The sequence below is a fragment of the Burkholderia sp. HI2714 genome (assembly GCF_002223085.1).
Taxonomy (GTDB): domain Bacteria; phylum Pseudomonadota; class Gammaproteobacteria; order Burkholderiales; family Burkholderiaceae; genus Burkholderia; species Burkholderia lata_D.
On the sequence record NZ_NKFM01000014.1, the window covers coordinates 1 to 19385 of the forward strand.

The 19385-nt window shown below is 64.4% G+C and carries 23 protein-coding genes and 1 tRNA gene; 9 read left to right on the forward strand and 15 right to left on the reverse strand.

The window, feature by feature from the left end; all coding sequences use genetic code 11:
* Window positions 1–700: 700 nt before the first annotated feature.
* Window positions 701–1534: a class II glutamine amidotransferase gene (locus CFB82_RS04125; RefSeq protein WP_089483506.1), complete on the reverse strand. Its 834-nt coding sequence runs from the start codon at window positions 1532–1534 to the stop codon at window positions 701–703.
* Window positions 1535–1749: 215 nt separating this feature from the next.
* A complete protein-coding gene (locus CFB82_RS04130; protein WP_011351062.1) occupies window positions 1750–2079 on the reverse strand; it encodes a carboxymuconolactone decarboxylase family protein in 330 nt (109 codons plus the stop codon).
* A gap of 129 nt (window positions 2080–2208) precedes the next feature.
* Here CFB82_RS04130 and CFB82_RS04135 point away from each other — a divergent pair, with 129 nt between their 5' ends.
* The 8 genes from CFB82_RS04135 to CFB82_RS04170 all read left to right on the forward strand — a co-directional run bounded on the left by CFB82_RS04135 (window position 2209) and on the right by CFB82_RS04170 (window position 9447).
* Window positions 2209–3156, forward strand: a complete 948-nt coding sequence (locus tag CFB82_RS04135) for a cupin domain-containing protein (RefSeq protein WP_089483507.1) — start codon at window positions 2209–2211, stop codon at window positions 3154–3156.
* A 103-nt stretch (window positions 3157–3259) separates the two neighbouring features.
* Window positions 3260–3703, forward strand: a complete 444-nt coding sequence (gene yiaA, locus CFB82_RS04140; RefSeq protein ID WP_089483535.1) for an inner membrane protein YiaA — start codon at window positions 3260–3262, stop codon at window positions 3701–3703.
* Between the two features lie 139 nt (window positions 3704–3842).
* Entirely contained in the window at window positions 3843–4907 is a 1065-nt protein-coding gene (locus tag CFB82_RS04145; RefSeq protein WP_089483508.1) for a glycosyltransferase, read from the forward strand.
* A 65-nt stretch (window positions 4908–4972) separates the two neighbouring features.
* On the forward strand, window positions 4973–5989 hold the full coding sequence (locus CFB82_RS04150) for a hypothetical protein (RefSeq protein WP_256990277.1): 1017 nt from the start codon (window positions 4973–4975) through the stop codon (window positions 5987–5989).
* A complete protein-coding gene (locus CFB82_RS04155; RefSeq protein ID WP_089483510.1) occupies window positions 5986–6735 on the forward strand; it encodes a hypothetical protein in 750 nt (249 codons plus the stop codon). The genes CFB82_RS04150 and CFB82_RS04155 overlap by 4 nt, the downstream gene beginning before the upstream one ends.
* A complete protein-coding gene (locus tag CFB82_RS04160) occupies window positions 6732–7889 on the forward strand; it encodes a hypothetical protein (protein WP_089483511.1) in 1158 nt (385 codons plus the stop codon). Before CFB82_RS04155 ends, CFB82_RS04160 begins: the two co-directional genes overlap by 4 nt.
* A complete protein-coding gene (locus CFB82_RS04165; RefSeq protein ID WP_069249224.1) occupies window positions 7886–8503 on the forward strand; it encodes a phosphatase PAP2 family protein in 618 nt (205 codons plus the stop codon). Before CFB82_RS04160 ends, CFB82_RS04165 begins: the two co-directional genes overlap by 4 nt.
* Window positions 8500–9447 (forward strand): fatty acid desaturase family protein, encoded by a 948-nt coding sequence (locus CFB82_RS04170; RefSeq protein ID WP_089483512.1) that lies wholly within the window; start codon window positions 8500–8502, stop codon window positions 9445–9447. Before CFB82_RS04165 ends, CFB82_RS04170 begins: the two co-directional genes overlap by 4 nt.
* 698 nt (window positions 9448–10145) lie before the next feature.
* Here CFB82_RS04170 and CFB82_RS04175 read toward each other — a convergent pair.
* The 6 genes from CFB82_RS04175 to CFB82_RS04200 all read right to left on the reverse strand — a co-directional run bounded on the left by CFB82_RS04175 (window position 10146) and on the right by CFB82_RS04200 (window position 13604).
* Window positions 10146–11180, reverse strand: a complete 1035-nt coding sequence (locus CFB82_RS04175; RefSeq protein WP_089483513.1) for a relaxase/mobilization nuclease domain-containing protein — start codon at window positions 11178–11180, stop codon at window positions 10146–10148.
* A gap of 1 nt (window position 11181) precedes the next feature.
* Window positions 11182–11499: a hypothetical protein gene (locus CFB82_RS44520; RefSeq protein ID WP_373558734.1), complete on the reverse strand. Its 318-nt coding sequence runs from the start codon at window positions 11497–11499 to the stop codon at window positions 11182–11184.
* A 519-nt stretch (window positions 11500–12018) separates the two neighbouring features.
* Window positions 12019–12342: a type II toxin-antitoxin system PemK/MazF family toxin gene (locus CFB82_RS04185; protein WP_069247237.1), complete on the reverse strand. Its 324-nt coding sequence runs from the start codon at window positions 12340–12342 to the stop codon at window positions 12019–12021.
* Window positions 12339–12551: an antitoxin MazE family protein gene (locus CFB82_RS04190; protein ID WP_012327974.1), complete on the reverse strand. Its 213-nt coding sequence runs from the start codon at window positions 12549–12551 to the stop codon at window positions 12339–12341. The genes CFB82_RS04185 and CFB82_RS04190 overlap by 4 nt, the downstream gene beginning before the upstream one ends.
* 110 nt (window positions 12552–12661) lie before the next feature.
* Window positions 12662–13141: a hypothetical protein gene (locus CFB82_RS04195; protein WP_089483536.1), complete on the reverse strand. Its 480-nt coding sequence runs from the start codon at window positions 13139–13141 to the stop codon at window positions 12662–12664.
* A 67-nt stretch (window positions 13142–13208) separates the two neighbouring features.
* Complete coding sequence (locus CFB82_RS04200) at window positions 13209–13604, reverse strand: hypothetical protein (protein WP_071333987.1); 396 nt, start codon at window positions 13602–13604, stop codon at window positions 13209–13211.
* Between the two features lie 137 nt (window positions 13605–13741).
* Here CFB82_RS04200 and CFB82_RS04205 point away from each other — a divergent pair, with 137 nt between their 5' ends.
* Window positions 13742–14062, forward strand: a complete 321-nt coding sequence (locus CFB82_RS04205) for a helix-turn-helix domain-containing protein (RefSeq protein ID WP_071333988.1) — start codon at window positions 13742–13744, stop codon at window positions 14060–14062.
* 162 nt (window positions 14063–14224) lie between these two features.
* On the opposite strand, the gene CFB82_RS04210 is transcribed toward CFB82_RS04205, so the two are convergent.
* The 7 genes from CFB82_RS04210 to tolQ form a co-directional block, all read right to left on the reverse strand.
* Window positions 14225–14301 (reverse strand) — tRNA-Lys (locus tag CFB82_RS04210).
* 108 nt (window positions 14302–14409) lie between these two features.
* The gene (gene ybgF / locus CFB82_RS04215; protein WP_039361280.1) at window positions 14410–15159 is read right to left on the reverse strand and encodes a tol-pal system protein YbgF; all 750 of its coding nucleotides are present in this window, start codon (window positions 15157–15159) and stop codon (window positions 14410–14412) included.
* 19 nt (window positions 15160–15178) lie between these two features.
* Window positions 15179–15691, reverse strand: coding sequence for a peptidoglycan-associated lipoprotein Pal (pal, locus tag CFB82_RS04220; RefSeq protein WP_011351072.1), 513 nt, complete (start codon window positions 15689–15691; stop codon window positions 15179–15181).
* A gap of 17 nt (window positions 15692–15708) precedes the next feature.
* Window positions 15709–17004, reverse strand: a complete 1296-nt coding sequence (tolB, locus tag CFB82_RS04225; protein WP_069247241.1) for a Tol-Pal system beta propeller repeat protein TolB — start codon at window positions 17002–17004, stop codon at window positions 15709–15711.
* Between the two features lie 109 nt (window positions 17005–17113).
* Window positions 17114–18169 carry a cell envelope integrity protein TolA gene (gene tolA, locus CFB82_RS04230; RefSeq protein ID WP_089483515.1) on the reverse strand — a complete coding sequence of 352 codons (1056 nt, stop codon included), beginning with the start codon at window positions 18167–18169 and terminating at the stop codon, window positions 17114–17116.
* Window positions 18166–18615, reverse strand: a complete 450-nt coding sequence (gene tolR, locus CFB82_RS04235) for a protein TolR (protein WP_011351075.1) — start codon at window positions 18613–18615, stop codon at window positions 18166–18168. Before tolR ends, tolA begins: the two co-directional genes overlap by 4 nt.
* A gap of 10 nt (window positions 18616–18625) precedes the next feature.
* On the reverse strand, window positions 18626–19303 hold the full coding sequence (tolQ, locus tag CFB82_RS04240) for a protein TolQ (RefSeq protein ID WP_021157170.1): 678 nt from the start codon (window positions 19301–19303) through the stop codon (window positions 18626–18628).
* Between the last annotated feature and the right edge of the window lie 82 nt (window positions 19304–19385).

The following is a 19385-nucleotide window of genomic DNA, read 5'->3' on the forward strand; positions in this document are numbered from 1 at the left end:
TACAGCCCGGAGCTCAATCGCATCGAGAAACTGTGGCACAAGATGAAATATGAGTGGCTGGCCTTCAAGGCGCGTGACATCCAAACCCTTGAAGAAGACGTCGATACGGTCCTTCAAGGATTCGGATCAAATTATAGATTTACTTTCTGTTGAGAGCTTAACGATCGTCGATTCGTCGTAATAATTGGAAATAATCACGTGTCGTCGAAGGGGGGGGATATGCGTAGAATGATCGCCCCCGTTTCGTCGCTCCACTAAATTTACGGTACATCCCGATCAGACCCGGCGCCATGCGGGCAACGGGAGCGAACGATTTGCGTCGGAATCGTTGGAGGAACGGCGACGGTTGCCTTCGAAGGGGCGCAGAAATTCCTCGCAATATGTTCTCGACCGTGGGCCGATTTTCGTCCTGGTTTCGCGGTGGAGCGAAATCGCAAGAGTATTAAATTTTTATTCGGCGAAAACCACGGTAGTGCAACGGGTCCGCTTTCGATAGATGGCTCCGTCGCTCATTATCGAATTGGGGAATTATCAGGCGCGCGTTACCCGATCGTATTTGTCGGACAATAATTGGCATCCCTTGCCGATTGCTTCGGCGGGACTGAGCACCGGCGCTTAAAAGCCGGATCTCCGCAATTGCCTTATCGCGCTGAAGTATTCGGCCCCGGAATACGCTCGATTTCGCCAGGACTGCAGTGCGCTACTTGTGCCGCGGCCCGAACGGCCGCTGCTGCACATCGGCGCCCTGCGCGACGATCGCCGTGCTCTCCGGCACTTCGTCCCACGCGCCCCGCAAGTCGACGAGCGGCTCGGACACGACCATGAACGCGTCGTCGCCGGCTTCGGCGATGCGCGGGTTGTGCGGATACAACTCGTGCAGGTGCTTGAACGACGTGCTGTGGAACAGCGAGCGCGACTGCCGTTCGCTCGAATAGCGCACCGCGATGATCCGATCACCGTCGGTCGCGCAGATCGTCATGTTGAGCGGGTCGGCCACGCGATGCCGTCCGGCGGTTTCTTCCACCACGCCGACCATCCGCTCGAGCGCCGGCAGCGGCGTCTGCTCGAGGCCGTAGGTCAGCGCGAGACGGAACATCAGTTCGGAGTCGGTCGAGCCTTCGAGCGTCGGGAACAGCGCGGGATCGACCTTCATCGTCAGGTCGCGGCGCAGCTTGTGGAAGTCGCGGATCAGCCCGTTGTGCGCGAACAGCCAGCGGCCGTGGCGGAACGGGTGGCAGTTGGTTTCCTGCACGGGGGTGTCGGTGGCCGCGCGGATGTGCGCGATGAACATCCGCGAGCGGATCGCGCGTGCGGCTTCGCGCAGGTTGCGGTCGTTCCACGCGGGATGCACGGAGCGGTAGCGGAACGGAAGTTCGTCGGGGCGCCCGTACCAGCCGATGCCGAAGCCGTCGCCGTTGGTGGTCGTCGCCCCCAGCTCCGAATGCAGGCTCTGGTCGATCAGCGAATGCTTCGCGCGGAACAGTACGGTCTCGAGATGAATCGGATTACCCGTATAGGCGAGCCAGCGGCACATGGAGCGCTCCTTCACGATGGATCGTTCGCGCATGGTAGCCGACTTCGCGGCGCGTCCGTGCCTGGGCGCACGCGGCCAGTCATTCGGGCAGGTACGCCGGCCAATCGTCATACATCGATTGCCTTGCCTGCCCGGATGCGCGATGCGCAACCGGGTGGCCTGCGGCCAATCCGACCGGACGCCGCCACGCGACGGCAGCGCCGCGGCCGTCGAGCTCACTCGCCGAGCGCGTCCATCACACGCGCCGAATAGACGAGCGCCGCACCCGCGTTCAGCGCAATCGCGACGCCGAGCGCTTCCGCCACTTCCTCCTTGGTCGCGCCATGCTTGGCCGCCTCCGCGGTGTGCACGGCGATACAGCCGTCGCAGCGCGTCGTGACGGCGACCGCGAGCGCGATCAATTCGCGCGTCTTCGCGTCGAGATGGCCCGTCTTGGCGCCGGCGCCCGACAGCGCCTTGTAGCCGGCCAGCGTATCGGGCGACAGCTTGGCGATCTCGCCGATGCGCGTCGAGAGTTCCTTCCGGTATTCGTTCCAGTTCAGCATGATGCGTCCTTTCGAGTAGGGGTGAGGAGGGCGGCGGATGCCGCGATCTCGGGCGATGCAGGGCTATTCTGATCGCTCGCGCTGAGGGTTTCGATACGCTAGAGTGTCAATTTTTAGCGCGATCGTCTCATGGATGCGTTGAGTCAACTCCTGTCGCTGGGCCGCAGTCATGTCGAGCTCGACGTTCGCTGCCTGCTCGACGGGCCGTTCGCGATGCAGCATGACCCGCTGCCGTCCGGCGAGGCGGCGTTTCACCTGGTGCTGGCCGGAACCTGCCGGCTGCGTACCGCGGACGGGCGCACGCTGCAGCTCGCCGACGGCGATTTCGTGCTGCTGCCCGCGGGTGGCGCGCACGACCTGCTCGACGCAGGAGCCGGCCGGTCGCGGCCGGCTGCGGCGCTGCGCGAGCAGGGCGCCGGCGGCGGCGCGGTGCTGCCGGTCAAGTCGAATCTCGATCCGGCCGAACCGGGCGGTGCGAGCGTGGACCTGCTGTGCGGGCGGTTCGTCTATGCGCGCGGCGCGGGCGAACTGCTGATGCGCACGCTGCCGCACGTGCTGCATGTCGGGTTGCGCGACGCGTCGGGGTTCGCGCCGCTGCAACTGCTGACGAGCGTGCTGCGCACCGAGGCGTCGAACGGGCAGCCGGGCGCCGGCGCGATCGTGAACGCGCTCGGCCAGGCGCTGCTCGCGTACGCGTTGCGCGCATACGGTCGGGGTGCGCGCGTGCCGTCCGGCTGGCTGGCGCTGGCGGCCGACGCGCGGCTTGGCCCGTCGGTCCAGGCCGTGTTGCAGGCGCCGGAGAAACCGTGGACGGTCGAGTCGCTCGGCGACGCCTCCGCGATGTCGCGCGCGACGTACGCACGGCATTTCCGCGAGCGGGCCGGGATGAGCGTCGGCGCGTTCGTCGCGCAGATCCGGATGATGCACGCGTGCGCGCTGCTGCAGGACACGCAGCGCGGGCAGGCGGAAATAGGCCAGGCGGTCGGCTACCAGTCCGAAGCCGCCTTCGGCAAGGCGTTTCGCGCTGTGCTCGGCACGACGCCGGGACGCTGGCGGCGGGCGCAGCGCGGCATGTAAGACTGCAAGCGAGGCTGTCGTGGCACGCGCCAAAGCTGCTACCATGCGCGAAACGCAGTTCAACGAAAACGATTTCGAACAAAAAGAAAGAGAGGGCAAAGCAATGAACCAGACCACCATCCAGCAGCCGTCGTTCGCGTTTGTGGCCGCGTCGTGGGCCGCGCTGCTCGCCGGTTTCGCGGCATTCCTGATCGGTCTCTGGAACGCCGGCATGCAGCTCAACGAGAAGGGCTACTACTTCACCGTGCTGGTGTTCGGTCTCTATGCGGCCATCTCGCTGCAGAAGAGCGTCCGCGATCGCGCGGAAGGCATTCCCGTCACCGGCATCTACTACGGCCTCAGCTGGATCGCGCTGCTGCTGTCGATCGCGTTGCTGGTCGTCGGCCTCTTCAACGCGACGCTGCAGTTGAGCGAAAAGGGCTTCTACGCGATGTCGTTCGTGCTCGCGCTGTTCGGCTCGGTCGCCGTGCAGAAGAACACGCGCGACCTGCAGAACGCGAAGTCGCGCTATCCCGACGCCGAATCGGCGCCGTCCGTCCAGGAGTGACGGCACGCGAAGCGGGCGCCTTCCAGGCTGCCCGTTTTGCGACGATGGTCGCGGGCGACCCGCATTCGCCGATGCGCGGTGGGCTCCCCGCCCATTCGTTTCATCCATGCCGGTGCGCATGACGATGGAGATATTCCGGATGCCAGACTTCACAGAAACCACGCGGCACACCCGCGCGGCGGCCTGCGCCGTGGCGGCGCAGGCCGCGCTCGTGCTGGAGACGAACAACCTGCGCGGCGGCGCGGGGCTCGTGCAGGCCGTCGACAGCCTGAAGCGCCTCGTCTCGGCGCTGTCGAAGCAGACCGTGCCGCCCACGGCACTCGCGCAATGGATCATCACGCACGACGGCCTGCCGGCCGATGCGTGCGCGGAGATCGCCGCGCTGGCCGGCCGCCCGATCGACTTCGTCGAGATCGGCGCGAGCACCGGCTACTACGATGCGAAGAACGACGGGTTCGACCACGTCGACACGGCCCGCTGCGACATCGTCGTGTTCGGCGATGCCGATTGCCGGCCGGCCGACGACTGGCTCGAGCACCTGCTCGCACCGTTCGCGCGCGAAGCGGGCGATGCGCCCGTCGCTGTGGCAGGGCGCACCAGCTATGCGCCGAACGTGCTCGGCATCGCGCTGACGTCGATCGATTTCATGTATTTCCCGAGCCCGCTGCGTGACGGTGCGACGCGCAATTTCTACGCGAACAACGTCGCGTTCCGGCGCGACGTGTTCGCGCGATTCCGCTACGAGCCGCTCAACGGCGTCTATCGCGCGCATTGCCAGGTGATGGGGCTGCGGATGCAGGCGGCCGGCGTGGCCGTCGAGTTCGCGCCGGCTGCACACACCGAACATCGGCTGCCGGACACGCAACGCGAATCGCTGAAGCTGCGCTGGATGCGCGGCGAGGACAGCGTCGGCCTGACGCCGTATCTCGTGAACGCGTACCTGCCGCGCGGCTGGCAGTGGCTCGGCCGCAGCGGCCCGCTCGGCCCGTTCTGCGTGATGGCGATGCGGCTCGGCTACAGCCTGCGCGCGCTCAATCGCCAGCAGTTGCCGCGACTGGGCGCTGCCCGCTATCTCGCGGCCGTCGGCGTCACGATCGCGGCGTCCGCCGTCGATACGCTCGGCGCACTCGCGCGCGGTTTTGGTCTCGCCGGGCGTGCATCGGCGCGGCGCGATCTCGAAGCGCTCTCCTATCACCGTCATTGAACCGGCGCCGCGCATCATGCGCGGCCATGACACGCCGATACCCTCCATCCATCCTGACCACGACCATGTCCTCTCTCGCCACCTGTGTTGCCTGCCTCGCCCTGTTTGCCGCCAGCGCCGGCGCCCATGCCGCGCCGGTCGACCATGCGGGGCGCGGGATCTACCACTTCGCATCGCAAAGCGGCTGCCCGTTCGCGAACGCGGCCGCCGCGGACTGCAATCGCATCGCGCTCGATGCGCCGGACGTTCACGCGAGTATCGATACCGATGCGCACGCGATCGTCTTCTCGAGCGACGAGACCCGCCGCACGAAGGACGTGCTCGGCGACATGCTGCTGCAGGGCACGGGCGTCGACGGCGACGGCCGGCGCGTGCCGCTGAGCGTGCACGTGCTGCTGCGTCGCGACGGCGCGAAATGGGACCGCGACGTGTACGTCCATGCGCCCGTGCGCGGCACGTTCACCGATGTCCGGATCGATCCGTATCGCGTGCGGGTGAAGGAGGGCGACGGCGAGCGCGACGTGCTCACGCCGAACGAAACGCTGGCACTGTTCGCGCATCCGTCGCTTGCATCGCGGCTCGCGCGGCATCTCGTGAAGGTGAGCGCGACCGATCCGAAGCAGCCGTCCGCGGATGACATCACGATTGGGCTTGGCGTCGGCGGCCTGACGAAGTCGGTCGCGCGTGCGAGCTTTACGTCGAACGCGCCGCACGATGCCGACGTCGATCGCGCACTCGCAGCCGGCACGTGGACGATTCGTTTCGATGCGCTGAGCAATCACATTCCGGTGTGGGTCGCCCAGCGCGAGCTGTTCCTGTTCGGCCTGGACGGCAGCGCGCTGGTGAAGGATATGCTCGCGCGCGGCTTCAGGAAGAACGACCGGATCGAATTCGGCGCGCGTGACGGCAGCGGCTATCTGCGCGTGAACGGCCGCAAGGAAGCATTTGCGGGGGCGACCGCATCCGCGCACGCGTTCATGCAGGAAAGCTTCATCGGCCTGATCCTCGGATGGCGTCGCGATCCTGCCGGCGCTGCGGCGGCTGCAACGAAATCTGCGGCTGCACGAGGCGAGCCGGCATGAGCGCGGCAGGCGAACTGCCGGCGTCGCCGCAGGCAGCGCACGATGCACGTTTCGATTGTCTCGATGCGCCCGTGCCGCGCGGGGCGGCGCGGGTGCGCGCATACCTCGTCGATCGCCTCAAGCGGGCGGCGATCCGGCAGTTGCATCGCAGTACACATGGCGAGCGCTGGGTGCTGCGCATGTACCTGATCGGCGAGGAAGCGACCGAGTGCGCGTTGCACGAGGACTGGACCGGACAGCCACCGGACTGGCTTGCGCCGCGGATCGAGCAGCACCTCGCGGACGAGCGTCGCCACGCCGCGGCGTTCGCCGATGCGCTGCGCGAGCGCGGTGTCGCGCCGTCGACTGCACCGCATGAGCCCGACTGGTTGAGCCGGCGCAAGATCATGCGATGGCGCCGGCTCGCGCAGCGCCATGCGCCGCATTTCTCGCAAGGCGTGCTCGTGCCGGCCTATGCGACGGGCCTGTGTGCGGAACAGATGGCGATGCGTGTGCTCGCGCGTCACTGCGCGACGATCGGCGATGCACATCCGTTGTACCCGCTGCTCTCGCGCGTGCTCGCCGACGAGACGCGGCATGTCCGGCTCTGCTCGGACACGCTGCGCCGTCTGGTTGCGCCGTCCGAGGCAGCGCATCTCGCCGCGTTGCTGGACGAGATCCGCGCGATCGAAGCCGGTTTCGGCGTGACGGGTGCGCTGGCGATGGTCGCGGCCGGCTGGTTCCAGTCGCTTCGTCCGCGCGCATGATGCCGCGAATCGTCTATCTCGCGACGGCCGACGCACGCGGCCACCTGATGCGCGCGCAACTGCTCGTGCATGCGCTGCGTGCGGCCGGCGCGCAGGTCGACGTGCTGACGACGTCCGATGCGGGGCAGGCGTTCCTGGCTGCGTTCGACATCGACGCGGCCGTGCTGTCCCGTCACTACGCGGTGCAGTTCGACGAACGGCAGAACATGCTGCGCGACGCGACCGATCGCAATGTCGCGCACTACGTGTTCAGGCCGACGCGCATGTCGCGTGACATCGCGCGGCTGGGTGCGATCGTCCGCGATGCCGATCTCGTGATCAACGACTCGTTTCATCCGGCGCTGCTGTTCATGGGCGCGATGCCGGGTTGGCGACGCCGCATCGTCCACGTGTACGGCGGCAGCCTGCGCCGCGCGTTGACCGCGAATTTCGACGCACGTCTGCCGCGCGCACTGGCGCGTGCATTTGCACGGATCGTCGACTGGCAGATCGATTCGGCGCGGTGCTGCATCGAACACGATTTTGCATACGATGCCGCCGATGACGTCCGGCGATCGCGCACGCATTGCCGGCTGCCGACGCCGGTGCCGATCGTCGCCGAGCGGCCGGCTTCGGAGCCGGCTGCAGCCGCCATCTATCTGAACCCGCACTTTCGCGATATCGCGCTCGCCGATGCGTTGTCCGCCGGCATGCGCGACGCGGGGCTCGCCACCCATCGCGTGGGCGAAGGCTATGCCGGGCACGACGGCTGGACCGGCGTCGACGCCGACTGGGTGACGCGCGCCGCCCATGCTCCGCTGATCGTGTCGGCACCCGGCATGGCCGCGCTGTCGATCGCACACGTGTATCACCGCCCGATCCTGCTCGTGCAGTCCGACCAGCCCGAGCAGGCGAGCAACGCCGCGCGCGCCGCGCAACTGCAACTCGTGCATCGCGTCGTCACGTGGCGCGGCGACGCGGCCGCGTTCCGGCGGGAAGTCGGGCAGGCTGCCGCCGAACTGATGCGCCACTCCGGTACGCGGGCAGGGACGATCGCCGGCCGCGAGCATGCACGTGCGCGTGTGGACGCTTGGACGTCACGCCTCCTCGCGTTGCTGCCGCATGCGAAGGCGGCCGGTACGGAGACGCGATGCGAGGCGCCGGCACCCCGATGAATTCGCTGTCGTTTCGTGACGATCGCCGGCCCGACATCCGGCAGATGCTGGCCGCGACGTTCGGCATGGCAGCCGGCCTCGCGATCTTCTTTCTGCTGGAGCGCAGCGTCACGCCGCGCTTCGTGTTTGCCACGTCGATCGATGCGCGGATTCCGTTCATCGCGTGGTCGTGGTTTGTCTATGTCGGCTTCTTCCCGTTCGTGATTGCGCTTGCCGCGTATGCGCGGCCGCCCGCGTTCGCCGCGTTCAAGGAGGCCGTGCTGATCGCGTTCGTGCTCGGTGTCGTGTGTTTCCTGCTGTTTCCGGAGGCGGTGCCGCGGCCCGACGTCGCGGAGATCGGCAACACGTTCGTGCGTCATCGTCTTGCGCGCATGTGGCAGCTCGATCTCGCGGCCAATGGTTTTCCGAGCCTGCATGTCGCGGTGACGTGCCTTGCCTGCCGGATGCTGGCGGACCGGCGACGGCTCGTGACCGTGGCGGTCGGCCTGCTGATCTGCACGTCGACGCTGACGCTCAAGCAGCATACCGTGGCCGATGTGCTGGGTGGCGTGGCACTCGCGATGGTCAGTGCGCTGTGGGTCGAGCGGCGATCGCTGCGCGGGAGGCTCGCGTGACGGATACCCGTGTTCACCAAGCCGGGCCGAATGCCGGGCTTGCGCGGTTCGTGCCCGATCCGGCGTTGTTTCGCGTGAGCGCATCGCGCGTCGGCGCAGCGCTGGCAGGTGACTGGCTGATGATTGCCGCCGCGTTCGCGGTTGCGATCGTGTTTGCGCATCCGCTCGTGTACGCGTTGGCAGCGATCGTGATCGCGCGCAGCCAGCTTGCGCTCGCGGTCATGATGCATGAAGGTGCGCACGGTTTGCTGGCACGGAACCGGCACGTCAACGACGCGCTGGGCCAACTGTTCGCGGCCGGCCCGCTGTGGTTGTCGCTGCGGACGTATCGTGCCGGCCATCTGAAACACCATCGCGCTCCGATGGAGCCGGACGATCCCGTCGCGCTGCTGTTCGGCGTGCACGACTATCCGGTGACGCGCGGGCGGTTGATCGGCCGCCTGCTCGCGTACGCATGCGGGATCGGCTACGTGACGAGCGTCGTGAAGCTCGCCCGCGGCGCATTTGCGCATGCAATGCCGAAGGTCGGGAAGTCGCGTGCGTACGCCGCGTGGGAAGTCGCGTCGATGCTGGCCGGCAACGGTGCGCTGTTCGGCGCGCTCGCATGGGCTGGACATCCGCTGCTGTACGTCACGTTGTGGATCGTGCCGTCCGTCACGCTGCTGCCGCTCGCCGGGCAGGTGCGCGCGATCTTCGAGCATGCGGGGCTGCCGGCCTGTGCCGACCAGAGCCGCAACGCGCGCACGATCGTCCGGCGTTCGTGGCAGACGTTCCTGTTCGGCCCGCACGCGATTCATTTTCATATCGAACATCACCTGTTCGCGCGGATGCCGTTCCATCACCTGCCGGTCGTGCATCGACAGCTTGCCGAGCGGCGGTTGTTGCCCGACGGCAATCTGTATGCGGGATATGGCGCGGTGCTGCGGGACGTGAGCGTGCGCTGACGCTTCGTTCGACGCTGTATGCCTCTCTTCCAGGAGCCAAGGAGTGACAGTCGATTTCAAGTTGCGCGTGCTGCATCGGGCCGTGTTTTCCGCGAATTGCGATGCTGGCGGCCGACGCGTGCGCGCAGACTGTGCCCGTTCCGACCGCGTCCGCGGCGACCAATGCTCCGGCCGTCATCAGGGGCCATAACGGGCCATTCGGATCGCAGTCATACCGGACGACAAGCGTGTGTACGTCACCCGCCACAGCGACACATCCGTCGCGGTGATTGCCGGGCAACTCGGTTCACGCAGCGACCGGTCGGGGAGCACGTGCGCTGAATCGTCCGGCAGGGACCGCCGGCGTGCCGAACGGCGATCTGCTCGTCGAAGTCGGCGTTCGGTTGCGTGCGCCGCGCGCGGTCGTGGCGCAGGTGCCGGTTGCGGCGGCGACGTCGGTGTCAACGAACTGACCGATCGCTACGGATAGCTGCTTGGCGCTTCATCAGTGGCTTCCATCTCTGATGCCTTGCGTGTCACGGGCTTGTTCGCAATAGGGGCAGCGCATGTTGTGAGGCTAACCGGAGTTCCCATTTTGGGGCGTCCAAGTATCGGTCGCGTATCACCGAGAATTGCGTTGGATTCCAGGAGCGGGACGCGCGGCATACAGTGGGCGCACGATACGGCATCCGGATTATGCCGCTTGTGGCGGTCAGTCATTAGCGCTCAACATCTAACGATGGCAGGAGACTTCTGTCCGGTTGCAGATTCGGTACAGCAGGCGAGCGTTCTCGCTCGGTCGACTGAGCCGGCCTCGGCAGCGAGACGGGGACTTGCAGCATGCTCGTTGGGCTCAACGAGCAAATGGGCATTTGCTGTACGAACTCGACGATGCCTATCGCCATTGCCCGATCTTCAGCGGCATTGGAGTTGGCCAATGTGTGTGCAATTTCGTGCCAGACGCTCAAGGTTTCGATATGTGCTTTCCACAAGGCATGGCGCGTCCGGTCGTCGATTACGGGCGAGCGGATTGGGATCTCTTGTGGCACCCTCCAAATGGCTGCCTGCTTTGGAAGACGCCGAGTTTGGCCGCGCACCATTCTGGGAGTCGCATTCGCGTCGACGCCGTGTGCGCGGAGTTGTTGGGCGAAGGCTTCTCGCCATTGATGCAAATCTCGTTTGCGTGGATTGAGCCGCCGGCCGTCGGGACCGCGCGTATGAACGCTCATATGTACGTGGGGATGTGGCTCGTCATCGTGTTTCGCGAAGACATACGGTCGTCCGTCGCCAAATGCATCGTGTGCAAATGCCCTTGCTGCGTCCCATACAGCCTGGCGGTCGGTACCCGGAGGCATCGACAGCAACACGTTGAGCGTCTCTCGGCGTTTGCTTTCTTGCGGGATGCCCCATCCGCCCACATGCCATTGTTCGAGCAGAGCATCCAATGCTTGCTTTCCGGCAATCAGGCATTCGTCCTGGTCTTCCAGTTCGACACAACCGTCGCGCGAAATGTACCGCAAGTGACGACGGACTACGCCCATTCCCTGCGGACCGGATGCCTTATTGCTGATCTTGACCATCACTTCGGGGGCGCCTCGAAGTGTCATCATCAGCTTCTCACGCAGATGCATTGCGTCTCGGTGGAATGCCCACTCCGAAAGACGCAGTGCCCGAACATGTCGCAGGGGATCGTGAAACAGGCGATCTCCCCAGTTGAGTAGAAGTTCATCGACGTAGACTCTCGGAAAGGACATATCACCGGCTCCAGCGATCGAGGTTTCTCCGCAGCAGCTTCGCCACGGTACGTAGATGGGCGTCGATCGCGGCACGGATTTGCTCCCCATCGAGCCCGTCTATACACCCGCTTGCGTTGACGTCTCTTGCAAGCTCGCCGAGCTGCCTCCGAATTACCGCGAGCTGTTGGTTTGATTCGGCGAGAAGCGTCAATTCTCGGTTACCCAGCTGCGGTTCGTCCGTAAGGTATGCGCGGATCAGTGCAACAATCCATCGATTTGCCGTAAAGCCGTCAAGATAGGCCGCACTCCTTACGCGCGCCAGCTCGGCGTGGGTCAACGCGATCCCAATTTGTTTGCACGGGCCTTGTCGCGGCGGTAGGGGTTGATGTGGCTGCGGTCGGTTTGTAGCATTTGCAATGACCTTCGCAACGAACTGCCGCAAACCCTCGCTGGGTGTCATGCCACGCTGTGCACAATATGCGTCCCACTCCCACTTTAGCGGGCCGAGTTCAACGCTTAGTCTGGCTCGGGCTTGTTTGCTCATGTTTGGCGCATGTTGGACGCGGTGTGGTACCCGGATAGCGACGACGGCAAGCGCGTCGCTTCCCCGACCTTGCAAGGCACGCAGATGGATCGCTGCATTGGTTCGAATCTAGGAAGGGCGTGCCAGCGTGGCAACTGGGTAGGTTTGGCGTTGACAGGCGTATACACGGCGACCATAGTGTTAAGTTGCCCCCGGTAAACAAAAAGGTCGCGATCAAGGCCGGTAAGCGCCGACTGTCACTGATGCAGCGGTCGGAGAGGGGGGGCATTGTGTCTTGTATTGAAATCCCTCCCGATGTTTTTTGCGGCTCGGTTACGCTAGTCCTAGAAAAACTAGTAGCGAACGATTGACGGCAACCATCAGTTCATCTTCGAGGTGGCCGATGGGCCGACCGATTTTCTCGCGGCGCACGGTGAACATTTTGTCTACGGCAATCTGGGTCGGCATGCGCAAGCCGTTCTGCTCGGATGGGGCAACAGTGATGCGTATCAAGGGCGCATCAACTATTGAGCTCGACATCAGCAACAACGTTACACTGGGATGTTCGGCGAACAGGTCCGACTGCACCACGAGCGCCGGCCGGGCCTTGCCGAAGTCACCTTGGAGCGCAACTGTGACAATGCTCCCCCGATTCATTGTGAGTGTCCGAGATCCGTGGCCTGTTCAATGAAATCGAGCAGATCATTCTCGTCGATGCTCTGGTGGACCATGCGCGATTGCCGAGCGCATTCATCGGCGAAACCCGGTTGGCGGACGTCGGGCACCCAGATCTGAATTGGGCGCAGGCCGGCAGCACGAAGATTCTCGCGGTGGATTCGAACACGCTCGGAAGTGGTAGCTGCCATTGTGGCCTCCTGTTACATGTAACGAAGAATACAGCGTTACATGTAACGATTCAATGAGGCGCGGCCTTTCTTGGCCGGGCCGTTCAAACAGGCGACTCTCGGAGACTGGGTTAGGGAGCGAACCTATCTGTCGAACACTGAGCGTTTTGTGCTTCGATCGCGACACGCACGAGCGGGCTACCGTTGACAGGGGAACTTGGAGGTTCGATACGCAGCAGAAAGTCGAAGTACTGTTCCGTTAGCTTCCCGAGCTGTTCCTGTGCAGCGCCGAGCCTGAGCAGACACTGTGCGTCCCAGTTCATACCGACAACGAGCTCGCTCGTCACACCATTCCACTCGCTGATGAGAATCGCGGCGACGCGGGCGTTTTCCTCCGCGAACCGCTCCACACGCTGCTCGATATAGCGCACGTCGTCACGTACTAGCGTGCCGGAGATGCGCAATGCGACAGTGTGGGCAATCTTGTCGTGCTTCGCATACACCGTGGCGATACCCCCTAGATGGCGGGAGACTCGATCGAGTTGCTCGTCTTCCAAATCGTCCTGCACCGCCAGAGCTCCGGTCAGGACATAAGGCGCTACCTCTTTCATGCTGAACCTCCGTTGGTTTGACTCCATAGCGTTGCAGTTGGCGCTCGAATGTTGGTGAGCCCGTACGCTAGCTCGCAGTAGGCCGAAACTTTTCGAGAATCCGTGTCTGACGCTGTAGAAGCGCTTCCAGTCGAGTCTGCTCATCGATGAGCTTCTTAAGCAGTTCAGCGTGCAAAGCGAATCCAACAGGCACGAACGACACCTCGCCATAGCGCACTCGCCTGAAGATTGCGCCGGTCTGCGCCCATTTCTGGGAGAATTGTTCCAATGCGCCGTCGACCGATTTCGTTTCGTCGTCTGTCAGTGCGCCACGAATGCGAATTACGAGGGATCGTGTGACGGCATCGGTCGCGAAGTAGATGTCTGCGGGCTCGGCAATGGTCCGAGTGAATTGCTGCGCATGGTAGTGCCGAAAATTGTCGCGTACAGACAGCGAGCCGCACATTTCATAGGTGAGGGACATGCAATCTCCGCATCGAGGAATCCCGGCCAGCGTCGGCCCGCGCAAACGCCCCGCTACGGGGGGGGGCTAGCAATCGGATACTTCTGGATTTCAGTTTAGAGCCGTTTGATATATTGTCAAGGAGAAAAAAATATCAAATGAATGACTTTGAAGTGCGGCTAAAAAGGGAGCGATTGCGTTTGGGGTTGAATCAGACTGAACTGGCGGTGCTGGGAGGGGTCCAGAAACACGCACAATTTCAGTACGAAAAGGGCATGAGGCGCCCGAACTCCGACTACTTGAGCGCGATTGCACTTGCTGGCGTCGATGTCTGGTACGTGCTTACGGGCGAAGAAAGCGCCCGGCTTGAAAACCCAGACGAGCGGCGGATCGTCTCTGGATTTCGAGCGCTCGACGCGCGCAAACGCGAGGTGATTTTGGCACTGATAGAGGCAATTGCTGAACAGTCGTCGCAATAGTTGCTCAGCCCGCTTTGGGGGCGCATGTGCGGGATGCGATCAAGGCGGGGGATCGCGATGGGCGTTTGGCCGTGAAGTGAAAATGAGCGGCATAGGCCGCTCGGCGACAGACGCAAAAAAGCCTCCACTTGGGAGGCTTTAATTTGCACTATCAAAGATAGTTGGTAGGGTGGGAGGGACTCGAACCCTCGACTCTCTGATTAAAAGTCAGATACTCTAACCAACTGAGTTACCACCCCACGTTCTTGAAACCTGTTCGTTCGTTGCTTCAACAACTTGGGCAACGACCCGAAGAGCAAAAAATTATAGCGACGGGTTGTCAGGCTGTCAACAACCCGCCGCGATAATTATTTGATCGTCTCGAGCTTGCCCTGAGCGGTCTGCGCTGCGTTCGACCCGGCGTACTGCGACACGACCTGCTCGAACGTCTTCTTCGCGGCCGCCTTCTGGCCTTGTTCGAGCTGGTTCGTGCCGATTGCCACGAGGGCGTCGGCCGCGCGCGGATGCTGCGGGAACTTGCTGACGATCCCTTGCCACGTTGCAGTCGAGCCGCGGTAGTCGCGCAGCGCGTATTGCGCATTGCCGTACCAGTACTGCGCGGTCGGCTGGTAGGGGCTCTGCGGATACTTCGCGATGAACGCGCGGAACGAAGCCGCGGCCGCCTTGAAGTTGCCGTTGCGGAACTGCTGCTGCGCCGCATTGAGCGCATCCGTTTCACCCGGCTGCACGGTGCCTTCGACACCATCGATCGTCGCCTGCTGCGGCTCGAACTTCTTGAGCCGCGTGTCGAGATCCTGGTAGTACTCCTTCTGCTGCCGCTCGAGCGTCGTCAGCCGGTTCGTCAGGTCCTCGTTCTCGCCGCGCAGCGTCGCGACCTGCTGGTTCAGCTGGTCGAGACGGCCGGATTGATCGAGGATCGTACGCTGGGCGGCGGACAACTGGCTCGCCAGGTTGTCGGTTTTGCTGCGCAGATCGAGCACGGCGCGGCGCGCTTCGTTGTCGTCGAACACGCCGGCGTGCGCCGGCGCGGCCGACCACGCCGCGCCGGCGACGCAGAATGCTGCAGCAACGCGCAGCAGGGATACACGATGCGTCATACGGCGATTCTTCCGTTACTTACTGTTGGTAGACGAGGTCGGCGCGACGGTTCTGCGCCCACGATGCTTCGTCGTGACCCGCTGCCTGCGGCTTTTCCTTGCCGAGGCTCACGGCTTCCATTTGCGAATCGTTCACGCCGAGCAGTGCCATCGCACGACGGACGGCTTCCGCACGCTTCTGGCCCAGCGCGAGGTTGTACTCGCTTGTGCCGCGTTCGTCGGTATTGCCCTGGATCAGCACGTGGCGCTGCGGGTGGCTCTTCAGGTACTGAGCGTGCTGTTGCATCAGCGGCTGGTACTCGTCCTTCACCGAATAGCTGTCGAAGTCGAAGTAGATGCTGCGCTTCGCGAGCGGGCTGTTCGGGTCGTTCAGCGGATCGACGTTCACTTGCGCGACGTTGTCGGCGCTCGGCTGCGTGCTGACCGCACCCGCGTTGTTTGCCTTGTCGTCGAGCTTCACGCCCGACTTGCACGCTGCGAGCGCGCTGATCATCATCACGGCCAGGGCCAGACGAGCCTTATTCGACATCATGTTTACTCTCCTTGTGGTCATTGCATGAAGGGCCCCCACGACGGCTCACGAACGGAGCCGCCCTGGACGGACAGGATTTGCGGCGGCGCGCTGCCGTCGGAGGGCACTGCTGCCAGAACATTGCGACCACCCGACTGGGTAGCGTACAGAACGTACTGGCCGTTTGCCGCGAAGCTCGGCGATTCGTCGCGATTCGTATTCGTGATGGCGTTCGCCGCGCCGCTCTGCAGATCCTGAACGTACAGCTTGAAGCCCCCACCCGTGCGGGAGATGTAAGCGAGCAGCTTGCCGTCCGGGCTGATGCGCGGACTCGTGTTGTAGCTTCCGGTGAAAGTCACGCGCTGCGCGGCGCCGGCGCTTTCACCCTGTGCCGGCATCCGGTAGATCTGCGGCGCGCCGCCGCGATCGCTCGTGAAGTAGATCCAGCGGCCGTCCGGCGAGTAGAACGGCTCGGTGTCGATCGAGCTGCTCTGCGTGAGGCGGCGCAGGCCGCCGCCCGTCGAGTTGACCGTATAGATTTGCGTATTGCCCGTCAGCGACAGCGCGACGGCCAGCGTGTTGCTGTCCGGCGACCACGCCGGTGCGCTATTGTTGCCCTTCTGGTCGGAGACGATGTAGCGACGGCCGGTCGGCAGGTCGTGGATGTAGACGATCGGCTTCTTGCGCTCGAACGAGACATACGCGACCTTCGTGCCGCTCGGCGACCAGGACGGCGAGATGATCGGTTCGGTGCTCGACAGCGCGATGCGCGCGTTCTGGCCGTCCGAATCCGAGATCTGCAGCTGGTAGCGGTTACCGGTCTTGATCACGTACGACAGGCGCGTGGCGAACACGCCGCGCACGCCGAGCAGCTTCTGGTAGATGTAGTCGGCGATCTTGTGGCCGGCCGTGCGCAGCGTGGTGTCGGTGGCCGTCAGGGACAGGCCGCCGAGGCTTTGCTGCTTCACGGTGTCGTACAGGATGAAGTTGACCTTGTACTGGCCGTTTGCCTCGCGATTCACGCTGCCGGCGACGAACGCATTCGCGCCCTTGGCCTTCCATGCGCCGAGATCGACCGATGCGCTCTCCGGCACGGGCGTGCTGCCCGCGTCGATGTTGGTGAATTTGCCGCTGCGGGCGAGGTCGGCGCGGACGATCGACGTGACCTGCTGCGGCAGGTTCGCCTCATTCGCGAAATTCGCCGTGGCGATGGGGAACTGGGTCGACCCGACACCGGTGATCAGCACGTTGACCTGGGCGTTAGCGGCGCTGCCCGCCGTAATCAGACACGAGGCCACGAGTGCCCTGAAACCTAGCTTTGTCATCAAACTCATGCTTGTTGCTTCCCGTATGGCTTGGATCGCTGCGCAACGGCAGAGACAGTAAAAATACCCGATTCGTTCCCGTCCGACAGCGACGCCCGGAGTGTAAGCGCATTTCTTTTCACTCCGCCGCCTTGAAGGTAATCGTAATGTCCGACGGGGTACGACCGTTAGAATCGGGCGGCAACGGGACCGACGCGTGGATCGCATTCACCACGGCTTGATCCCACCCCGAATTCCCGCTGGAGCGGGAAACCGATGCGCTCAATACGTCACCGGACGGCGTGCACCGAATCTTGACGACGGTGGTCAGGCCTGCTCGCTCGCCGCCCCAAACGATGTTCGGTTTGACGCGGCGGCGCACCTTGTCGGCATAGCCGGGCGTCGCGGCATTGCCGCCTGAGCCCGTGCCCGTGCCGCTTTTCGCGAGGCCTTCGCCGCCGCCTTCACCGGCGCCGGACAGGCCCTGCATCTGTGCCAGGCGTGCGCTGCGCTCGCGGTCGAGCTTCGCGTTCGCTGCCGCACTGGCTTTCGCGCGCGCCGTGGCTTCGGCCTTCGCCTTGGCCTGGGCTTCCGCCTTTGCCTTCGCGGCTGCGTCGGCCTTCGCCTTCGCCGCCTGCTGCGCTTCGAGTTGCGCCTGTTTCTGCTGCTGGAGTTTCTGCTGTTCGAGCTTCTGCTGCTCGGCGAGCTGCTGTTGCTTGAGCTTGTCGGCCTGCTTCTGCTTGTCGCGTTCCGCGGCCTTCTGCGCGGCGAGTGCGGCTGCCTGCTGCGCCGCGAGCTGCGCGCGCCGGGCTTCCTCTTCCTGCTTGGCCTTCAGTTGCTGCACGCGGCGCTGCTGCTCGAGCAGCGCTTCACGCGCGGCCGCTTCCTGCTGCCGCTTCTTCTGCTGCAGCGCGATGTCGGCCTGCTCGTCGCGCACCGGGGGCGCGGGCGGCGCGACCTTCACGGGCGGCGCGGGCGTGACAACGGGCCGCGGCGCGGGGACATCGGGCACTTCGGTCCACAGCTCGGCTTCGGCGCCGGCCGGCGTGCTGTTCTGCCACTGCACGCCGTGATACAGAAACAGCGCGAGCAGCACGTGCATCAGCGCGGCGAGCGCGAATGCGCGCCAGGTGCCGCGCTCGCGGGGAGGCTGAGGCGGGTAGGCGGAGCTGCGCGTGGATTGCTGCCGGTTCATTGCGATTTGACGAGGAGGCCGACGCGCTTGACGCCGCGCGCCTTCAGATCGGACATCACGGTCATGACGGCATCGTACTGCACGGTCTTGTCGGCCGCGATCACGACCGGCTGGTCGGGATGGTCAGCCTGCCGGGCCACGATGAAGCTGTCGAGCTCGGCCTTCGTCATCGTGTCTTCCTGGGTCGCGCCCGAGTCGCCCTTGTACTTGACGCTCATCGTGCGATCGGCCTTGATGTTGACGACGACGGGCGGCGTCTGCTCCTGCGGCGCGGCGTTGCCGACGGTCGGCAGGTTGATGATCGACGGGGCGACGAGCGGTGCGGTGACCATGAAGATCACGAGCAGCACCAGCATCACGTCGATGTACGGCACGACGTTGATGTCGGCCATTGCGCGGCGCGAGCGGCCGCCGCGCATGCTGGATCGGATGGGGCTTCCTGCCATGGCGCGCTCCTTACTGGGCCTGACGCTGCAGGATGTTCGAGAACTCTTCGATGAAGGTCTCGAAGCGGATCGCGAGGCGATCGATGTCGTGCGCGTAGCGGTTGTATGCGACCACCGCCGGAATCGCGGCGAACAGGCCGATCGCGGTGGCGACGAGCGCCTCGGCGATGCCCGGCGCGACGTTCGCCAGCGTGGCCTGCTGCACGTTCGCGAGACCGCGGAACGAGTTCATGATCCCCCAGACCGTGCCGAACAGACCGATGTACGGGCTGACCGAGCCGACCGACGCGAGGAACGCGAGGTTCGCTTCGAGCACGTCCATTTCACGCTGGAACGACGCGCGCATCGCGCGGCGCGCACCGTCGAGCACGAGGCCCGGATCGCTGATGCGCTTTTCCTTCGCCTTCAGGAATTCGCGCATGCCCGATTCGAAGATCCGCTCGAGTGCGCCGATCGTGTGGCGGTTGTTGGCTGCGCTCTGGTACAGCGCCTGCAGGTCGCCGCCCGACCAGAAATCCTTCTCGAAGCGTTCGGTCTGCGCGCGTGCGCGGCGGATCGCAAACCACTTGCGGAAGATGAAGGTCCACGACATCAGCGACAGCAGCAGCAGCAGCCCCATCACGGCCTGGGCCAGCACGCTCGCGTTGAGGACGAGGGAAATGATCGACAGGTCTTGAGAAGTGTTCATAGAGGTTTGAGTAACGTCCCTTCGGGGCGCCCGGTATGCGTGTGGCGCGGCGCGCCGGCCATGCCTGGCGCCGAACCTTGCT